Origin of the sequence: Pelagerythrobacter sp. (assembly GCF_041912895.1) — a bacterium.
Taxonomy (GTDB): domain Bacteria; phylum Pseudomonadota; class Alphaproteobacteria; order Sphingomonadales; family Sphingomonadaceae; genus Pelagerythrobacter.
Genome location: NZ_JAYSGI010000002.1, coordinates 244,214 through 262,288 on the forward strand (window position 1 = coordinate 244,214; position 18,075 = coordinate 262,288).

Here is an 18,075-nt window from a genome sequence, read left to right on the forward strand (position 1 = left end):
GGGCGAGCCTTAGTTCGCCGCGATGATTTCGAGGCGGTCGATCGTGCCCTGGATCGGCGGCTGACCGCTCCACGCGCGGGCGTGGATTTCCAGCGAGAGGAAACGGCAGTCGGCCGGCGGCAAGTCGATCGCGAACGTCTGCGCCCCGTCCGCGAACGCGCGGTCGAACAGCCAGATGCCGCTGCCCGGGCAGCGCAGGCGCAGGCGCAGGTCGCTCACCGCGCCGGGCGGCGATATGTTCTCGTTCACTCGAATCGCGAAATCGGCCCGCGGATTGCGGACCAGCTTGCGCGCGATCACGCCGCCCTGTCCGCCGCGCACGTAGAGCTCGATCCGGTCGTTCTCCGGCTGCGGATTGACGCGCATGCCGCGCTGGCTGGGGAACTGCCAGTCGAATGGCGGAAGCTCGGTGCTCCAGTCGATCGGACCGGGGGCGAGCGGGCCGATCTGCTTGCCCGTCGCGCGGTTGTAGACGCGATAGGCGAGGTCGAGCTCACCCTGGGCGACGAGCCCGATGACCAGATTGCGGTCGAACGGGGCATCGTCGAGCCGGCTGGCCAGCCGGAATGCACCGAGATTGGGCAGCACTTCTGCCTGTCCGGCGGCGTGCCGCAGGAACGTCCGGTGCCACACCGAGCTGCCGTCGAGGAAGCGCACGAACTCGGGCACCGCGGCATCCTGAGCGAGCGCCTGGAGCAGCAGCGGGAACATCAGGTCGCGCTGTTCGGGATGGACCCGCAACAGGGCGTCGAGCGTCTCGATCGTACCGCGATAGTCGTTGCGCGCGGCACGGTCCTCGAGCGTCAGCCCCTGCAGCAGCAGGTCGCGGCGGTTGATCGCCGTGCCCGCGTCGAGAATCGCGCGCCGCGCCGCGCTGTCTTCGGTCGCGAGCGCGGCGATGGCGATCGCGCGTGGAGCCAGCGGATCGTGCGCCAGCGCGCGCAGCGCCAGCGGGCGAGCCTGTCGCGCAGCCTCCTGCGGATCGAGGCCGCTCATCACGGCCGCCGTGTGGCGGATCATCGCGACCTGTTCGTCAGCCGCGCCGTTGGGCACCGGCAGCTGGGCGGCCATCAGCGGCTGGCGTCCCGCGAGGGCGCCGGTGACCGCCTGGGCGAGCAGCGCCGCCGCGAGGACCAGCGCGATCCCCACCACCACAGCCGCCCGGCCGGGCCGGAAGCGCGCCGCAGCCTCGGGTCGCGCCCCCGGCCTAGGCCGGGCGGCCATCGTGCGGTTCGCCGTATCCGTAGCCATAACCGTAGCCATAGCCGTAGCCGTAGCTGGCGTTGCGATGATCGAGCTTGGTCGCGATCGCGCCGAAGATATGCGCGTTGGCGCTGCGCAGGCGCGCCAAGGCGTTCTCGATGCCGCGGAAATTGACCCCGTTGCCTTCGATCACGAAGATCACGCCCTCGACCGCCTTCGACACCTCGAGCGCATCGGCCAGGCCGAGCACCGGCGCGCCGTCGATCAGCACGTGATCGTAGTGCCCGGTAGCCTCGCGAACGATCTCGCGCAGGCGCGTGCCCGCGAGCAGCTCGACCGGGTTCGGCGGACGGCGGCCCGACGGCAGCACGTCGAACCCGTGCTTCGGGACCGCGACGACCGCATCGCGCAAGTCGCCGTTGCCCGTAAGCAAGCCGGTGAGCCCCGCGCTTTCGCTGCTTTCGACGTGGACGAAATCGTCGAGCGCCGAGTGCCGGAGGTCCGCGTCGATCAGCAGAACCTTCTTGCCGAGCCCGCTGAAGCTGCGCGCGAGCGCAACCGCCGAAAAGCTCTTGCCTTCGTTCGGCCGGGTCGAAGTGAGCATGAACGAGGACGGCGCACCCTCGGGCGTGAGGAAGGTGATGTTCGTGCGCGCGGCGATATAGGCTTCGCTGATCTCCGAGCTGCGTTCCTCCAGATCGGCCATGATGTCTTCCGAATTCGCCCGCGGGATGAGGCCGAGCGGCGCGAGGCCGAGACGCCGGTCGAGATCGGTCGGATCGCGCAGCGTCTGGTCGAGCACTTCGCGGACGTAGACCACCATCATCGCGATCACGAGCGCGGCGAGCAGGCCGAACAGCAGGTTCATCGCCAGCGATGGCGCGTAGGGGCCGCCGGGCACCCGCGCGGCATCGATCAACGTCATGTTGTTCTTGCCCGCGCCGGCCGCCTCCAGCTCCTTGTAGCGCTGGAGGAGCGCATCGTAGAGCTGGCGGTTGGTATCGACCTCGCGCTTGAGGATCCCGTACTGGATGCTCTCGTTCTGCTCCCCGAGATAGGAATTGCGCGCCCGGTCGAGCTGCGCGCGAAGCTGGCTCTCTTCCATCGAGGCCGCGCGGAACGCGGCACGCGAGGCGTCCGAGCCGAAGCTGCTTTCGCCCGAAAGCGCCTGCTCGAGCGAGGCGACTTCGGCTTCCTTCGCTTCGATCTCGGGATATTCGGGCCCGAAGCGCGACCGCAGCTCGGCGAGCTCGGCGCGGGCGTCGGCGAGCCGCGAACGCAGGCTGACGGACGCCGCCTGCGCGCTCTCGCCCTGCGCGCCGGCGCGCAGCGCCGCTTCCGCGGCGATACGCCGGGCGGTCGCGGTGGCGAGCGCTTCGTTGAGCGCGGTGAGCTCGGAGCCGATCAGCGTCTGGCTGGCGGTATCCGATCCGTCGGCGCCACCGCCGCCGGAATCGAGGATCACGATCCCGTTCGCGTTGGCATAGTCGATCAGCTCGCGCTCCGACAGCGCGAGGCGCTCGCGCAGTTCCTCGATCTGGTCCTCGAGGAACTGGCGCGCCTCGATGTTGGCGCCGAACTGCTTTTCGTAATTGGCGGCGAGGAACTGGCGCGCCCACAGGTTCGCGATGTTGGCCGAAACCTCGGGATCGGGGCTGGAGAAGCTGATGTCGACCAGGCTCGAATTCTCGACCGGTTCGATCGTTATATTGCCGAGCAGCACCCCTTCGATCGCGCCGGGCGCGACGCCGGTGCCATTGCCCATGCCGAACGCGCGCAGGAAGGCCTGGTCGCGCGTGAGATTGCCTTCGTCGACCACGCGCTGCGCCAGCGAGCGCGATTCGAGCAATTCGTACTGCGTGACGTAATACTGGTTGTCGGACCCTCCGCCATCGAGTTCGAGCGGCTCGGCCTCGGTGACGTTCTGCAACGAGCGCGAAATCTCGATCCGCGCGCTGGCGCGGTAGAGTTCGGTCGACAGCATCGTGACGACGACGCCGGCGAGCAGGCCGAGCGCGAGGATGCCCAGCAACCAGTAGCGCAGGTTGCGCGCCTGAAGCCAGTACCGCTCGAGATCGCGGCGGAACGCGTCCTGGGCGGACACGCTCTCGGCGGCCGTGCCAGATGAATCGCGAAAGTGCGTGGTGTCGTTCATGTCGGCTCGCATCAGCTCCCAGCCCGGTCGAACAGGATCACACTGGTCGAAAGCAGGGGAACGAACCGCAGCACCGTCTCCAGCGTCCGGCGGAACGGGGAATCGCCCACGGTCACGACGTCGTTCGGATAGATCGCCGGATCGTCGTAGTTCCCGCGCTGGATCGCTTCAATGTTGTAGGCCCCGATATAGCGCTGGCCGTCGACCGTGCGCAGCACCAGTACGTCGTCCGACTTGGCATAGGCGGACAGGCCGCCGGCGTTGTTGACCGCCCGGACTAGGCTGACCGAAGTGGCGGCCGGATAGGTGCCGGGCGCTTCGACCTCGCCCCCGACCGAGATGGTCGGCGCGGCGATCGCATCGGGTCGCACGCTCACCTGGGGATTGACGACATAGCGGCCGCGCAGACCATCGGCGATCATTCGCGCGGCTTGACTGGGAGTCTTGCCGCCAACGAGGATGTCGCCGACGAGCGGATATTGCAGGTAGCCTTCCTCGTCGGTCAGGAACGTGCCGCTGAGCATCTCCGATCCGATGACCGAGATCTGCAGCGTATCCTGCGCACCGATGGTGTAGACCCCGATATCCTGCGGCACGGGCAAGGTGGCGACGTCGGCCACCTCGATACCCGGCGCAGCGCCCACGGTCCGATCGTGCGCGCAAGCGGCGAGCGATGCCGAGACCAGTACCGACACCAGTACTCTTCCAATCAGGCTTGTCATGCTATCCTTCACGTCCCGAGCACCCCGGCCTTAATCGTCGGCAAGGGCTTATGCAAAGACCTTTTCCCCCCCGCAGGGCGTTCAGTAACCGTCGCGCGCCCGGCGCCGCTCGCGGCACAGCGCGGCGAGCCACAGGACCGCAGCGAACTGGAACAGCGGAATGCGCAGCGGATAATCGACCAGGCTGGCGCTGAGTGCGATCGCGATGAGGGTCACCCAGTGCAGTCCGCGCACGAACCCATAACGGCCGCGGAAGATCGCCCGCATCGCACCCACCAGCCAGACCAGAAAGCCCGCCGCGATGGCGACCGCGGGCAGCCCGCCCTCGATCACCCATTGTGCCCAGTCGTTGTGCGCCTGGTTGATGTACTGCGGCAGCATCAGCGCGGCAGGCTCGCTGATGTGGTAGACTTCCTCAAAGGTGCCGAAGCCGCTGCCGGTCAGGCCGTAGCGGCCGATCATCTCGAACAGGATTGGGGCCAACTGGCCCCGCATGTCGTCGGCCAGCCCCTGCTCCGCGAGCCGGTCGAGCGCGGGAATCGAATCGAACACAAAGAACAGTACGACGATCCCCGCCACGGCCGCGACGCCCAGCCCCAGCGCCAGCCGGAGTCCGAGCACGGGGGAAATCTCCGTCGCATCCGCCTGGCGGGCGCGGGTGCGCCGGACATGGCGCGCGCGGAACAGCCCCGCGCCTGCGGCCAGCGCCAGCACGAGCGCGAGCAGCCCGGCGCGCGACCCGGTCAGCAGCGCCGCGAGCAGCACCAGCACCGCGAGTACACCGAGGAGGATGTTGTGCCACGGCGGGCGGCGGCCCAGGTCGGGCGCGGTCGCGAGGTAGGCGAGCGTCACCAGCGTCATCGCGTAGAACACGGCGGCGTGGTTGCGGTTGGCGAAGAACCCGATCGGCGATCCGCGATTGGCGCTGTCGTAGAAATACAGCGCGTCGCCGCCGGCGATCTGGAGCAGGCCGAGCAGCGCGCTGACGCCGCCGAGTGCGACCACCGTGTAGAGCAGCGCGCTGCGGCGGATGCGCAGCATGGCGATCAGCGCCAGCGCGGTGAGCGGCACGATCATCGAGGCGAGCGTGTCGAGCGTCCGGCTCGGCACCATCGACAGCGGCCGCCAGATCCCGGCGGTTCCCAGCGCCGCATCCAGCTCGGCGACCGGCCCGCGGCCGGACAGCGCCTGCCACAGTCCCGGCGGCAGCGGCACGAGCTGGATGGCGATCAGCGCGGTCAGCGCCGCCAGCAAGAGGAAAGGGGTGCACATGTCGCGCATGTGCGGCCACGCCCAGAAATAGAGCACCGGCGCGAGGAACAGCGCCGCGAGCGGGCGCAGCGCGAGGATCTGCACCGCGTCGGGGCGCGAACTGCCGCCGAGCAAGGCGACGAGCAGCGCGAAGAGGCCGAAGACCGTCCACGCGAACAGCGGTCGGGAGCGCGATCGTGCTTGGCTTGGAGTCATCGGATCGCTTCGGTTGCCGGGCCGGGAAAGGTTCGCCGCTCTCGCGGGGGCGGCGCGCGATGTCAAGCCGACTGGTCCGCCGTCGATCGGCCCCGCATGCTTAATATCGCACGTGCTTAATATGTTGAGATCGCGCGCCGATGAACCTAGGGAACCTCGCGGCCCGCGGAGCGCGGCGCGCCGACCCGCGGCGTGCAGCCCGGAAACGGCGGGCGCGGCCGGTTGCAAGGGCCAGTTGCAAGGGACGGATCGTGCGCATAATCCTCGACGTCGACGGCACTCTGACGGTCGACGACCCGACGGTCGACTACGCCGATCGGCTGCCCCGGCGCGACGTGATCGAGCGGGTCAATCACCTCCACCGGCGCGGCGCGACGATCGTGGTCTACTCGGCGCGCAACATGCGCACCCACCGGGGCAACGTCGGCAAGATAAACAAGCATACCCTGCCCGTGCTGCTCGACTGGCTCGACCGCCATTCGGTTGCGTTCGACGAGATCCACATGGGCAAGCCCTGGTGCGGCACCGAAGGGTTCTACGTTCACGATCGCAGCATGCGCCCGTCGCAATTCCTCGCGCTGCCGCTCGACGAGCTCGACCGGCTGATGGCCCCCGCCCGCGAAGGGCATGCCCGATGAGCGTGCTCATCACCTCGGGCACCTATATCGGCGAGGAAATGCAGGCCGAGTTCGGCCGCATCCCGCCCGCCTTCCTTCCCGTGGGATCCAGCTACCTCGTCCAGCACCAGTTGCGCCGGCTCGGCGAGCAGGACGAGGTCTGGCTCTCGCTTCCGGCCGATTTCGCGATGGACGCCGCGCTGGCCCGGCTGCTCGAGGCGGAAGGCGTGCGGATCATCCGCATCGACCCGACGAAATCGCTCGGCATGTCGGTGTTCCAGTCGATCCTCGAGATCGGTGCCGACGGCCCGCTGCAGATCGTTCACGGCGACACGCTGGTCACGCCCCCCGAGACGCCGCCGGACGACTGCCTCTCGATCGCCGGCGTGGTCGAGCAGTACAGCTGGGGGCTGGTCACGCTCGATGGCGAGCGGGTGCGCGCGGTCGCCAGCGAGCATCGCGGCGACCGGCTGACCGAGGAATCGCTGATGCTCAGCGGCTATTTCCGTTTCTCGGACACCGCCGCGCTGCTCAAGTGCCTGTCGCGGTCGGACTTCGGCTTCGTGTCGGCGATCGACCGCTATTGCCGCGACCACGCGGTCGCGGGGATCGCGGCCATCGAAGCGCTCGATTTCGGGCATCTCAAGACGTACTATTCCTCGCGCTACCGGCTCGCCGCAGCCCGCCACTTCAACACGCTGTCGATCGACGGCTACACCGTCCACAAGAAGAGCCGGGACGCCGCCAAACTCGATGCCGAAGCGAACTGGCTGCGCTCGGTCCCGGCCGCGCTGCAGCCCTACACCGCCCGGCTGATCGAGACGCGCGGCGCGCCGCAAGCGGGCGAATACCGCACGGTCTATGCCAACTTCCCGACCGTCGCTGAGCTCTACCTCGCGCGGTCCTCGCGCTTCGTGTGGCAGAAGATCCTCGCCGGTTGCCGCGAATACCTCGACGCCGCGGCGCGGTTCGAAGGGCCCGGCGAGACGCCGCTGGCGTGGCTGGTGATCGACAAGCTGCGCGAGCGGCTGGGGCAATACCCCGGGTTCCTGCCCGCCGCGGACGAGCGCTTGACGATCAACGGCGCGCCGGTGGGCACGCTGGAGGATATCGTCGCGCGGCTGGCGGAGACGATCGCCGCGGCGCCCGCGCGCGCGCCTGCGATCATGCACGGCGACTTCTGTTTTTCGAACATGCTGTTCGATGTCCGCTCCGACCGCATCGTGCTGATCGACCCGCGCGGCGCGGTGCGCGGCGAACAGACGATATTCGGCGACATCCGCTACGATATCGCCAAGCTGGGCCACTCGATCGTCGGCCGCTACGACCAGATCGTCGCCGAGCACCTCGTGGCCGAGTGCGACGCCACGGGCCGCGACTTCACGCTCGAGGTGCCCGGCGGAGACGCGCTGCGCGAATGGTTGGAGGAACGGTTCTTCGCCGCCAGCGCGGGCGGCGCGGCGTTCGACGAGCCGGCGGTGCGCGCGGCGATGGTGTCGCTGTTCCTGTCGATGATCCCGCTCCACGCGGACAACCCGAAGCGCCAGCGCACCCTGTTCGCCAACGCGCTGCGCCTCCACGCGCGCTTCTTCGGCGAATGAGCCGATGGCCGGGACAAGACCTCCCGAACACGATTCGCGCGCCGGGCGCGGCAGTTCGGCGAGCCTTTCGCGCCTGCTGATCGGCGGCGGCTTCTGGTCGCTGCTCGGCCGGTTCGGACAGAGTTTCGTCATGCTCGCCGGCACCGTGGTGCTCGCGCGACTGCTGACGCCGGGCGATTTCGGCGTGATCGCCATCTCGACCTCGCTCACCGTCCTGATGCTGGTGATCGCCGACGGTTTCATCGACTTTCCGATCCTGCGCTCCAACGACCTCGACGAAGACCGGCTGCGCTCGCTGCTGTGGGCGTGCTTCGCGATCATGACCGCAAGCTCGGCGGTGGTGATCGTCGCCGCGCCCACGCTGGAAGCGCTGTTCGGCTTCGCCGGCCTCGCGGGCGTGCTGCGCGCGACGTGCCCGATCTTCTTCTTCCAGGCGGTGATGGTGACCGGCCGCGCGATAATGCGGCGCCAGCACCGGTTCCGCGACGCGGGCCTGTTCCTCGTGGTGAGCGCGGCGATCTACGTCGTCGTCGCGATCGCGGGCGCAGTGGCGGGCTGGGGCTACTGGAGCCTCGTCGCGGGGCAGATCGCCCTACACTTCGCGATGGCGGTGCAGTTCGCGTTCGCGGCGCGGCTGTCGCTGCGCTGGCCGCGCCGGTTCGACCTGTCGGGGCTCGCGGCGACCGGCAGCTACGGGCTGGCATCGCGGGTGTTCGCCTGGTTCTGGTCGGCGGTCGACACGATCGCAGTGGGGCTGTCGACCTCGGCCGCGGCGACCGGCCTCTACAGCCGCGCCTACAATCTCAGCACGCAGGCGAAGGAGCCGTTCGTAGCACTCGACCATCCGATCCGGCAGGCTCTGATCGCCAAGCGCGAGCGCGACGGGAGCATCGCGACGCTGGCGCCGAAGATCCTGCGGCTGGTCACGATCGGGACGAGCCTGGTGGCCGCGTCGCTCGTGCTGTTCCGCGAGCTGGTCGTCGAAATCCTGCTCGGCCCGCAATGGGGCGGCGTGGTCGTGCCGCTCGCCATCCTCGTCGCCGGGCTGCCCGCCCGCATCGCGCTCAACTTCATCGACAGCGCGATCTTGGTGTCGGGGCGCATGGCGCACATGCTGCGGCGGCACATCTTCATGTGCGTCCTCGTCGGCGGCGGCGTGGCTGCGGCGGCGAGCTGGGGCATCGTCGCGGTCGCCTGCGTCGTCACCGCCGCGCTCTACATCGCGCTGCCGGTGGCGGTCGACACCACGGGCGAGAGCCCCCCGCTGTCGCGCCGGGCGGTGTTGCTCGCCATCGCGCCCGGCATGGCGATCGGCGGCCTGCTGGTGATTGCGGGTGAGGCGATAGGCGCGATTTGGCCATGGGGAGAGCTGGGTCTGGCGGCGGTGATCGCGGCGCTGTTCGCGGTGTGCGTCGTGGCTCTTGCCGTGTTCCTTCCCGAAGCCTGGACATTTCCCGAATGGACCCGGCGGCGAAATCGGATAGTGCGCGCCATAACGGATCGGGTCCGTCCGCGGCGGCGCGGGAAACCGCACTCCACGAGAGACAGATGAGCGAAACGATACAGACAGTTCACCCCCGCGTCGTCCTGATCACCAAGACCGCGACGCAGAACCAGGGCAACCAGGCGCTGTCGATCGCCTGGCGCGACTTCCTGGCGCGCCGTTACCCGGATGCGAACGTGCGGCTGGTCGAGCGTGCGCCGGGCTATCTCAAGCGGTATACCGTCGGCGAGCTCAAGCGGGCGCGCGATCCGGTGGCGGCATTCGACGCGCTGGCGCGCAAGCTGGTCGCGCGGATGCCCGCCGCGCCGGCCCGCGATCCATCGCGCTGGGCCGTGCGGCACGATCACGAACAGCAGCAAGTTCTCCGGTTCGTGCGGCTGCGGAAGGCGCTGCGCCTGCGCAGCCGGGTGGCCGCGCTGGGGCTGGGCGAGAAAGACTATCTCGATCGGCTGGCCTTCATCTGTACGGCCGATCTGGTGGTGGTGAATCCGGCCGGCGAGTTCCAGGCCGACGCGACCGACACCGCGCTGCACTATCTGCTCGAAACCCGCTGCGCGCAGCTCGCCGGCGCGCGCACGGCGTTTGTCAACCTGAGCTTCGAGCTGGAGGACAAGATGCTGGTCGCGCTGTCGGACCACGTGTTCGCGCAGTGCGATCTGGTCGAGTTCCGCGACACCGAAAGCGTGGACTATCTCGCCGAGAACGGCGGCCGCACTAGGCCGATCGTGTTGCCCGACGGAGCCGCGATGAGTGCGATCGAGCGAACCGGCGGCACCGGCGGCGGCGGGCTGGCGCTGGCGATCAACGCGCTGCAGGTTCGAACGCATGGCCTGACCGGCCAGTGGGACGGCATCATCGATCGCCTTCGCACGAGGCACGGGATCACCCTGACGAGCAACGAATGGTCGACCGACTTTCCGTTCTGGCAGAAATACCTGGAGCTGGACGGCATCGAATGCGAAGGCCGGACCTTGCCCTACGACGAATATGCCCGGCATCTGGCAGGTTTCGACGCGGTCGTCAGTTCGCGGCTGCACACTTGCGTGCTGGGCCTGATTGCGGGCGCACCGATAATACCGGTCGAGACCGGCACCTTCAAGCTGACCGGCTTCTTCAACGCGATCGGGATGGATGGCGAACCGATCCGGATGGGCGATGGCGATTGGGAAGCGCGTATCGAAGCGCGTATCGAAGACGTACTGGCCGATCGCGACGCCACTCTGAAACGGCAGGACGAATGCCTGTTCGACGCGCGATCGCGACTGGTGGACGGCCTGACGGCGGCATTTCCTGAAATCGGCGGACGGGGCGGTGCGGCGGACCGGGAGAACTACCGGTGACGCGGGCTGATGGCCTCGCGCTGCCCAACTTCCTGATCGTGGGCGCCATGAAGGCCGGCACCTCCTCGCTGGCCGATCTGCTCGACAGCCATGACGACATTTTCGTCGCCGAACGCGAACTGCACTTCTTCAACGACGAACGCGCTTTCGCCCGAGGGCTCGCCAGCTACAGCCGCCATTTCCAAGGCACCCATGCGCGCTGGCAAGGGGAGAAGACGCCGGTCTATTCCAGAATCGCGGACATGGGCTTCCTTCCGCAACGCATATACGATTCGCTGGGCGCCGATCTGCGTCTGCTGTGGATTTTCCGCGATCCGGTCGACAGGGCGGTTTCGCATTACCGGCACATGCTGATCACGCAAGGCAACCCCGACCGTGCGAAGCTGATCCAGCGCAACGGCCGGTTGCGCACGTTCGCCGAGGTTATCGCCGAAGAGTTGCGCGATCCGCCCCGGTCGGTGATCGTTTCGCGCGGATACTATGCCGAACAGGTCGAGGCGTTTCGCAGCCTGTTTCCGGCCCGGAACTTCTTCTTCTGCGAATTCGACCAGCTGCGCGGGAATCCGCAAGGGTTGCTCGATTCGGCTTGCCTCTTCTTCGGCGTCGCGCCGATCCCGGTCGTCCGCGAACCCAGCCGGAACCGAACCGACGCCAGGCTGCGGCAGGGGCTCTTCGGCAAGGCCATCAAACGGTTGCGAAGCGGGCAGATACCCACCCTGACGTCACTGACGAACGCCGCCAGGGCGCGATCGCAGAAGGCGGAGATCATCCGCCGCTTTGCGGATATCGACGAAGGCGCCAAGGCCTCGCTGCGCGAACACTATCGACCGCACGAGGACCGCCTGCGCGCTATCCTGGACCGTCAGCCCCAGGCCTGAGCTATTGCGCGAGGCCTTCGCGGCGAAGGATTCTCTTGCCGATCGCCTGCCCCGGCATTTCGATGAAGCGGTAGGTCAGGCTCGCCAATGCAACCGTGAAGCAAAGATAGCCGATCAGGAGGGCGTCGCCCAACGGCGGCGGTAACACGATCCTGGTGTTGCCCTCGCTGCCGCCGAGCAGGCCGAACACGGCGGCGGCGGACAGGATGCCCATCAAGATGATGGCGTGCATCAGGTAGATGGAATAGCTGCGTTCGCCCAGGAAGACGAACGCGCCCCGCCGCAGAAGCCGCGAAGCCGAGCCTTGCTCGTACGCGAACAACAGCACGACAAGCGCGAACAGCGGAACCACCAGCGCCCCCAGTGCCATCGGATCGTAAATGACAGCCAGAAACGTCGCACCGATCGCAGCGACTTCCAGCGCGGTGGCGAAAGGAACGCGCACGTCGCGCCATCTCGCCCATATCCAGTGGGTCAGCACGCCCAGCCCGAACCCCGCCATCCCCCGTATGATCGCAAGCCCGACCGTCGCGCGCATGATATGGGGAAACACGAACGCACAGGCCATGCAGACCGCGCCGATCGCGGCCATGATGGCCCATCCCTTCCGTCGCGCGACGAGACAGGCAAGCGCGAAGCAGAGATAGGCGAAGAGCTCGGTGGAAATCGACCATGCCGGTTCGTTCCACGTGTTGAAGGGAGTCGTTCCCCATGCCTGAACCATCGCCAGATTTGCAGGGAGCCAGGCGAGATCGAAGCTCTCGGTAAAGGCGCGCGGCTCCTCCACCAGATGCATGCCATTGGCGGCGAGCAGCACGAGCTGATGCGCGCCGAAAAGCGTCAGCATGAACAGATGCAGCGGCCAGAGCCGGGCGATCCGGCGCACGATGAAGCGGGCCGCCTCGCGCCGTCCGGCAGACAGCCGTTCGCCGCTCGAATGCGCGATTACGAACCCCGAAAGTACGAAGAAGAAATCGACGAAGCGGTAGCTGGTGGAGGACAGCGGCAGGCCGGATAGCAACCCGGTGGTATGGAGATGGCCGAACGCAACCACGAGCGCCGCGATCCCGCGCCAGGAATCCAGCACCACGAAGCGAACGGATCTGTTCAAGACAGCGCCTTATTCGCCGTGATTGTAGCGGCGCATCATCGACAGCGGCAGCTTCTGACTGAACGGAACCCGCTCACCGTCCTCGGGGTAGCCGATGGCGAGGCACATGATCGCGCGTTCCCACGGCGCCAGGCCGAGCACCTCGGCCATCCGCTGTTCGGTATCGGCGAAATCGGGGAAGTTGACGCAGCAGCTGGACACGCCCTGCACCTCCAGCGCGTTGATCAGCGCCATCGCCGACAGGCACCCGTCGATATAGGGCACATGGCGGTCCCGCTCAAAGCGAAACGCATCGAACTTGCCGATGATGACCATGAAGCAGGGAATCTGGTGCAGCCAGCCGGGAGTCCCCTTGGGCACCGCGCCGACTTTCTGCACCAGTTCGGGCGAATCGAAGAACTCGAACCGGAACGGCTGGCGGTTGCACGCGGTGGGCGACTGTGCGGCGATCTCCACCGCGCGGTCGATCACGCCGCGCGGCACGGGCCGCCCGTCGAACCAGCGGACCGAGCGGCGATGCGCTGCGAGACTCTCGATCTGCTCGATCGTGGGCAGGCTGGGCTCCAGCGCGCGCAGGAACGGCGCGCGATCGGCGCTGGTCGGCACATGGTGATCTGCATCGGCGGCTTCGAAACGCGCGCGCGCTTCGGCCACCACGGGGTGATCGGCGACGCGGTCGAAATAGGTGTTGAGGATATCCTTCGCCCATTCGAGGCTCGTCCGCAAATCCTCGTCTCCCCGGCCGAGCTGGCCGAGGCAGGCGCGGTAGGCGGTCACCGTCTCGCCGATCTTGCCGAGGCCGAAGATCGGCCGCGGCGGCTTCATGATCAGGCCCTTCTCGAGCCGGTGGACGTTGCGCCGCAGCATGTAGAGATTGCCGCGCCCGGCGAACACGTCGCGGATGTGCCGGCCGCGCGCAGCGAGCACCGCGCGGTGCTCGCGATCGAACTCGCGCGAGAACAGCGCGTAGTGCAGCCCGCTGAGCACGCCCGACCGGGCGATGGCGGAAAGCCAGGCGGCGACGAACAGGCTCCACCGCCGGCCCCAGGGGGAGGCTTCGAACCGCACGCGCCCACCGCGCAGCCGGTCGTAGGCGTTCTCCGGAAGGAGCGCGAACAGCATGCGCCGCATGCCCTTGCGCCGATAGGCCGTTCCGGTTTCCTCCACCGCGAGGAATTTGCGTTCCAGTTTCATTGGAAAGTCCCTGCGCCATCGGCGAAAGTGCCGCGCGATCGTGTCGCAGGGCGCATAGAAGAACCGGGTCCGCGGAGCAACGGCGAAGCGGAAGGGCGCTCTTGCGTCGCTGTATCCCGACGGTCAGCGATCGCCGATGAACGCCTTGATCCGCGCCATCGCTCGGCGTGCATCCTCGCCTTCCAATTCGCGCGGGTCGAGCTCCAGCGGATCGCGCGTCAGGTCGTAGGCGAGCGGCATGCCGTCCCGGTAGTCGAAGATCACCTTTCGCCCGCCGCCGCGATAGCCGATCGCGTTGCCGCCGCCCTTGCTTGTAAACCACACCGGCCGGCGGCTGTCCGCCCGCAACAGGCTGCGGCCCTGCACCGCGCGCTGCTGGGGGAAGCCCGCCGCGTCGAGCAGCGTAGGCCCGATGTCGACGAGCGAGGCGATCGGCATCGGCTCCTCGCCCCGGTTGCCCGGAACCGGCCCGACGATCAGCGGAACGCGCACCTGTTCGTCGTAGATCGAGGTGCCGTGGATCCAGTCGCCATGTTCGCCGAACGCCTCGCCGTGATCGGATACGAACATGATCAGCGTATCGTCGAGCCGGCCTTGCGCCGCGAGCCGTTCGAGCAACACGCCGAACACGCGATCGACTTCGCGCAGCGCGTTGTCGTGCCGCTCGCGCGGAGCGCCGACCGAGGGATTCCGGGGATTGTCGGGCGCGAAATAAGGGTAGTGCGTTCCGTTGAGCCAGACCCAGCCGAACCATGGTTCATCGCCTTGTCCGATCCAGCGCGCCGCCGCGTCGATCAGGCAATCGTCACCCGGATGATCGTATAGCCGCCTGCGCCATTCATGGCTGTCGGGGCAGGCGAGGTTGGCGTTGTCGTATTGCACGTCGAACGGATGGTTGCGCAGGAAATCGGCGATCCCGTAGTTCTGCAGCGATCCGCTCATGAACAGGCCGGTGCGATAGCCGGCGTCGCGCAGCGTGTCCGAAAACGTCTGGTGGCCTGCGGGGATGAAGGCCGGGTTCGCAGCAAAGCTATCGACGTCGAGATAGCTCGAGACATGCAGCGCGAGAAACGCCTTGGCCGAGGTCGGCACCGGCGTATAGGCGCGCGCGATATATTGGCCTTCGGCCGCGAACGCCGCGAGGTGGGGTATCTCGCCCGCGCGCGCCATGCGCTCGAACGTCGCGGCCGAAATCGAATCGGCGACCACGAGCAGGAGCGATGGCCGTTCGCCGTCGAGCGGCCGGGCGGCAAAGGAACGGCGCGCCCATTCGCGCTCGCCGGTCCAGTCAGGCGCGGCGTGGATGCGCCAGCGGGCGACCGCATCGCCGACTTGCGCCATCAGCGGATCGCTGCGCACCTTCTGCGTCACGAAATTCGCCGGCGGGGAGGGCGACAGCCGCCCCGCGCCCCACGCCAGCGCCGCGAAGGCCCCGAGCAGCGCGAGCAGCATCGGCGGCGCCCAAACCAGTTTCAGCCATCGCGCCGCGAGAAATGCCGCGACACCCGTAACGGCGATCGCGGTTAACGCGAGCATCAGCTTGCCGGTCAATGCCGCCGACAGATAGCGCTCCAGCGCAACGGCGTTGTCGGCGTGCGCGTAACTCAGCCAGAACAGCGAGAAGCTCCGCCCGAACTTCACCGCGAAGGCCACGTTGACGAGCAGCAGCAGCGCATACCCTGCCGCGAGCGGACCGAGCAGCCACATCCCGCCCCCACGACGCGGCGTGAGCCAGCCGAGCACGACCAGCAGCGCGAGAACGGCAACGCCCTGCAGCGAACCCGCGAGCGCCTCGAGCGGGACATTGTCGAGCGGAACGAGGGGGCTGTTGTCGCGCCAGGCGATCGCGGCTTTCGACAGAACGAGCACGGTGGCCAGCGCGGCGACCGTGGCGGTCAACCGCAAATCCCTGCGGCGGGCGGGCGTCGCAACGCCTTCGGCCATGCCTGTTCCCCCTGCCCTCCCGAACGATGCGGCGCGCCCGGGCTTCACGCTTGACCCTTACCGAGCGCTGCCGGTAACGCAACCGCCCGGCCGACCACCGCGCACACCGCCAACGGACCCGCACACTTCATGAAATTCAGCATCTGCATCCCGAACTACAACTACGCGCGCTATATCGGCGAGACGATCGAGAGCGTGCGCAGGCAACAGGCCGAGATCGAGATCCTGGTGTCGGACAACTGCAGCACCGACGACAGCGTGGCGGTGGTCGAGGCCTTCGATGATCCGCGGATCAAACTGCACGTCAACCGCGGCAATGTCGGCTTCGCGGGAAATCTCGACCGGGCGTGTCAGGACGCGACGGGCGACCGCATGCTGCTGCTATCGTCCGACGATCTGGCCCGGCCCGATGCCTTCGGCACGTATGCCGCGCTGGCCGAAGCGCTGGGCCCGGCGGCGGATCGCGCGATATTTTCCTCGGGTTATGAGGTCATCGATGGCGATGGGATCAAGACGGGCGAAGCGGGTCTCGACCGTCGCCTGTGGCCCGAGGCGGAGCGCGACGAGGCGCTGAGCGCGGCGGTCGGCGCGCCGGTCTATCGCCACGATGCCGCGCGCCTGCTGCAGCGCTCGCTCGAACTGGTCCGCACGCCGTTCTCGTTCGCTTCGACCTGCTATCCGCGCGGCCTCTACGAACAGCTCGAGGGCTATGGCGGGGGATACATGTTCAACCCCGACAAGATGTTCGCGTGGAAGCTTATGTCCGCCGCCGATCAGGCGTTCTTCGTCGACCGGCCGCTGTTCGCCTATCGCGTCCATGCGAACAACCAGGCCGCGCTGCAACGGGAGGCGGGGGCGCTCAAGCACCTGATGGACCAGTATCGCGCGACGTTCGACACCGCGCCCGAAGTGCTCGAACGCGCGGGTTTCAGCCGGGAGGACATGGCGCGCGCCTTCGTCGAGCAGGATATCGGGCTGCGCGGCCTGAAGATGGTCGCCGAAGGGGAGCGGACGCTGGCGCGCCGCGGCGTCGACTTCGGCAAGGCCGCCTATCCGGCCGTGGCGGGGCACTGCGGCAAGGTTCGGATTCTGCGGGCACTGCTGGCGCTCGGCCCACTGGGAACAATGGTCGCCCGGCCTTTCTATCGGCGGGCGATGGCCTCCTACGAAGCGCAAGGCGCCGCGAACGACACGCCGGGGACGGCGGCGGGCGCGCCATGACCGTCCCGATCGCCTTGGCGATCCCCGAACTCGATGCAGGCGGGCCCGATCGCGTGATGTACGAGTTGCTGACGGGGCTCGACCGCAACCGCTTCGCTCCGGTTTTGATAACCTCGACACGCGGAGGGCGCTATTTCGACGCCCTGCCGCGCGACGTGCGCATCATCGCGATCGATGGCGGGCGTTACCCGGCTCGCGCATTCGCACGGGAGATCGACCGGATTGCGCCCGCACTCGTCTTCACCACATTGCGAATGAACGTTACCGCCCTGGCGGCGCGCATCATCCAGCGGCGCAAGCAGCCGGTCATAATTCGCCAAGCCAACGCGATCTCTGCGGATTTCGCGATCCTAAACCGCACCTCGCTGATCAAGCATCGCCTCGCGCAACTGGTCATCCGCCTGCTCATGCGCCGCGCCGACGCGGTGGTCGCGCAGTCGGACGACATGGCGCGCGAATTGCGCAGCGAGTTGCGGCCGGGGCAGGAAATCGCGGTCATCGGCAACCCGGTCTCGCTCGACGAGATTCAGCAGGCCCTGACCCGGCAGCAAGCCGCGAGCCCGCTTGCCGAGCGCCGCCGCCCTGCGGTCGTCACGGTCGGCCGCCTCGCCCCGCAGAAGGGGTTCGATCTCTTCCTTCCGGCATTCGCCGCGTTTCGCGCCCGGTATCCGCAGGCGACACTGACGATCTTCGGCGAAGGGCCCGAGCGTGCGGCGCTCGAACGCCAAGCGGAGGCGCTCGGCCTCGCGGACTGCGTCTCCATGCCCGGACGCAGCGAGGCCGTGCTGGCGGAGATCGCACGCGCCGATCTGTTCGTGTCCTCTTCGCGCTATGAGGGGTTCAGCAACGCCATGCTCGAGGCGATGGCGCTCGGCGTGCCGGTCGTGGCGACCGACTGCCCCGGCGCGACGCGCGATCTGGTGGTGGACGGTGAAACCGGATTCCTCGCCGCCACGATCGATTCCGAGGCGATCGGCGCGACCATGGAGCGCGCGATGGCAAGCGACCCGGCTGCCGTGGGCAGGCGCGGGCGCGACCATGTCGCGCGCAATTTCGAGAAGTCCGCGATCGTGCGCAAATACGAGGACCTGTTCCTGCGCTTCGCCCGCCGCTGAACA

General features: G+C 67.9%; 14 protein-coding genes. 7 read left to right on the forward strand and 7 right to left on the reverse strand.

What is annotated here, in order from left to right; genetic code table 11:
- Positions 1-9: 9 nt before the first annotated feature.
- The 4 genes from ACE3QC_RS08205 to ACE3QC_RS08220 all read right to left on the reverse strand — a co-directional run bounded on the left by ACE3QC_RS08205 (position 10) and on the right by ACE3QC_RS08220 (position 5,547).
- Positions 10-1,251 carry a hypothetical protein gene (locus tag ACE3QC_RS08205; RefSeq protein ID WP_374407112.1) on the reverse strand — a complete coding sequence of 414 codons (1,242 nt, stop codon included), beginning with the start codon at positions 1,249-1,251 and terminating at the stop codon, positions 10-12.
- Positions 1,208-3,358 (reverse strand): GumC family protein, encoded by a 2,151-nt coding sequence (locus ACE3QC_RS08210; RefSeq protein WP_374407114.1) that lies wholly within the window; start codon positions 3,356-3,358, stop codon positions 1,208-1,210. The genes ACE3QC_RS08205 and ACE3QC_RS08210 overlap by 44 nt, the downstream gene beginning before the upstream one ends.
- 11 nt (positions 3,359-3,369) lie before the next feature.
- The gene (locus ACE3QC_RS08215; RefSeq protein ID WP_374407116.1) at positions 3,370-4,080 is read right to left on the reverse strand and encodes a polysaccharide biosynthesis/export family protein; all 711 of its coding nucleotides are present in this window, start codon (positions 4,078-4,080) and stop codon (positions 3,370-3,372) included.
- 81 nt (positions 4,081-4,161) lie between these two features.
- Entirely contained in the window at positions 4,162-5,547 is a 1,386-nt protein-coding gene (locus ACE3QC_RS08220) for an O-antigen ligase family protein (RefSeq protein ID WP_374407118.1), read from the reverse strand.
- A gap of 251 nt (positions 5,548-5,798) precedes the next feature.
- On the opposite strand from ACE3QC_RS08220, the gene ACE3QC_RS08225 reads away from it, so the two are divergent.
- Genes ACE3QC_RS08225 through ACE3QC_RS08245 form a run of 5 tightly spaced genes read left to right on the forward strand, consistent with a single transcriptional unit; the run spans position 5,799 to position 11,487 of the window.
- Positions 5,799-6,185, forward strand: coding sequence for a capsular biosynthesis protein (locus ACE3QC_RS08225; protein ID WP_374407119.1), 387 nt, complete (start codon positions 5,799-5,801; stop codon positions 6,183-6,185).
- A complete protein-coding gene (locus ACE3QC_RS08230; RefSeq protein ID WP_374407121.1) occupies positions 6,182-7,765 on the forward strand; it encodes a phosphotransferase in 1,584 nt (527 codons plus the stop codon). The genes ACE3QC_RS08225 and ACE3QC_RS08230 overlap by 4 nt, the downstream gene beginning before the upstream one ends.
- A 4-nt stretch (positions 7,766-7,769) precedes the next feature.
- The gene (locus ACE3QC_RS08235; RefSeq protein ID WP_374407123.1) at positions 7,770-9,317 is read left to right on the forward strand and encodes an oligosaccharide flippase family protein; all 1,548 of its coding nucleotides are present in this window, start codon (positions 7,770-7,772) and stop codon (positions 9,315-9,317) included.
- Positions 9,314-10,609 (forward strand): polysaccharide pyruvyl transferase family protein, encoded by a 1,296-nt coding sequence (locus ACE3QC_RS08240; RefSeq protein WP_374407125.1) that lies wholly within the window; start codon positions 9,314-9,316, stop codon positions 10,607-10,609. Before ACE3QC_RS08235 ends, ACE3QC_RS08240 begins: the two co-directional genes overlap by 4 nt.
- Positions 10,606-11,487 carry a sulfotransferase domain-containing protein gene (locus ACE3QC_RS08245; protein WP_374407127.1) on the forward strand — a complete coding sequence of 294 codons (882 nt, stop codon included), beginning with the start codon at positions 10,606-10,608 and terminating at the stop codon, positions 11,485-11,487. Before ACE3QC_RS08240 ends, ACE3QC_RS08245 begins: the two co-directional genes overlap by 4 nt.
- Before the next feature lies 1 nt (position 11,488).
- Here ACE3QC_RS08245 and ACE3QC_RS08250 read toward each other — a convergent pair whose 3' ends face one another.
- From ACE3QC_RS08250 to ACE3QC_RS08260, 3 genes are all read right to left on the reverse strand, one after another.
- Positions 11,489-12,598, reverse strand: a complete 1,110-nt coding sequence (locus tag ACE3QC_RS08250) for an acyltransferase family protein (protein WP_374407129.1) — start codon at positions 12,596-12,598, stop codon at positions 11,489-11,491.
- Between the two features lie 9 nt (positions 12,599-12,607).
- Complete coding sequence (locus tag ACE3QC_RS08255; RefSeq protein WP_374407131.1) at positions 12,608-13,792, reverse strand: nitroreductase family protein; 1,185 nt, start codon at positions 13,790-13,792, stop codon at positions 12,608-12,610.
- Positions 13,793-13,915: 123 nt separating this feature from the next.
- Entirely contained in the window at positions 13,916-15,736 is a 1,821-nt protein-coding gene (locus tag ACE3QC_RS08260) for a sulfatase (protein ID WP_374407133.1), read from the reverse strand.
- A 129-nt stretch (positions 15,737-15,865) separates the two neighbouring features.
- On the opposite strand from ACE3QC_RS08260, the gene ACE3QC_RS08265 reads away from it, so the two are divergent.
- Positions 15,866-16,957 carry a glycosyltransferase family 2 protein gene (locus ACE3QC_RS08265; protein WP_374407135.1) on the forward strand — a complete coding sequence of 364 codons (1,092 nt, stop codon included), beginning with the start codon at positions 15,866-15,868 and terminating at the stop codon, positions 16,955-16,957.
- A complete protein-coding gene (locus tag ACE3QC_RS08270; protein ID WP_374407137.1) occupies positions 16,954-18,072 on the forward strand; it encodes a glycosyltransferase in 1,119 nt (372 codons plus the stop codon). The genes ACE3QC_RS08265 and ACE3QC_RS08270 overlap by 4 nt, the downstream gene beginning before the upstream one ends.
- Positions 18,073-18,075 lie beyond the last annotated feature (3 nt).

What these genes read in the sequence shown, in the direction of transcription:
- ACE3QC_RS08205 (WP_374407112.1), bottom strand. Translation starts at nt 1,251, where the DNA reads ATGGCTACGGATACGGCGAACCGCACGATGGCCGCCCGGCCTAGGCCG.
- ACE3QC_RS08210 (WP_374407114.1), bottom strand. Translation starts at nt 3,358, where the DNA reads ATGAACGACACCACGCACTTTCGCGATTCATCTGGCACGGCCGCCGAG.
- ACE3QC_RS08215 (WP_374407116.1), bottom strand. Translation starts at nt 4,080, where the DNA reads ATGACAAGCCTGATTGGAAGAGTACTGGTGTCGGTACTGGTCTCGGCA.
- ACE3QC_RS08220 (WP_374407118.1), bottom strand. Translation starts at nt 5,547, where the DNA reads ATGACTCCAAGCCAAGCACGATCGCGCTCCCGACCGCTGTTCGCGTGG.
- ACE3QC_RS08230 (WP_374407121.1), top strand. Translation starts at nt 6,182, where the DNA reads ATGAGCGTGCTCATCACCTCGGGCACCTATATCGGCGAGGAAATGCAG.
- ACE3QC_RS08235 (WP_374407123.1), top strand. Translation starts at nt 7,770, where the DNA reads ATGGCCGGGACAAGACCTCCCGAACACGATTCGCGCGCCGGGCGCGGC.
- ACE3QC_RS08240 (WP_374407125.1), top strand. Translation starts at nt 9,314, where the DNA reads ATGAGCGAAACGATACAGACAGTTCACCCCCGCGTCGTCCTGATCACC.
- ACE3QC_RS08255 (WP_374407131.1), bottom strand. Translation starts at nt 13,792, where the DNA reads ATGAAACTGGAACGCAAATTCCTCGCGGTGGAGGAAACCGGAACGGCC.
- ACE3QC_RS08260 (WP_374407133.1), bottom strand. Translation starts at nt 15,736, where the DNA reads ATGGCCGAAGGCGTTGCGACGCCCGCCCGCCGCAGGGATTTGCGGTTG.
- ACE3QC_RS08265 (WP_374407135.1), top strand. Translation starts at nt 15,866, where the DNA reads ATGAAATTCAGCATCTGCATCCCGAACTACAACTACGCGCGCTATATC.
- ACE3QC_RS08270 (WP_374407137.1), top strand. Translation starts at nt 16,954, where the DNA reads ATGACCGTCCCGATCGCCTTGGCGATCCCCGAACTCGATGCAGGCGGG.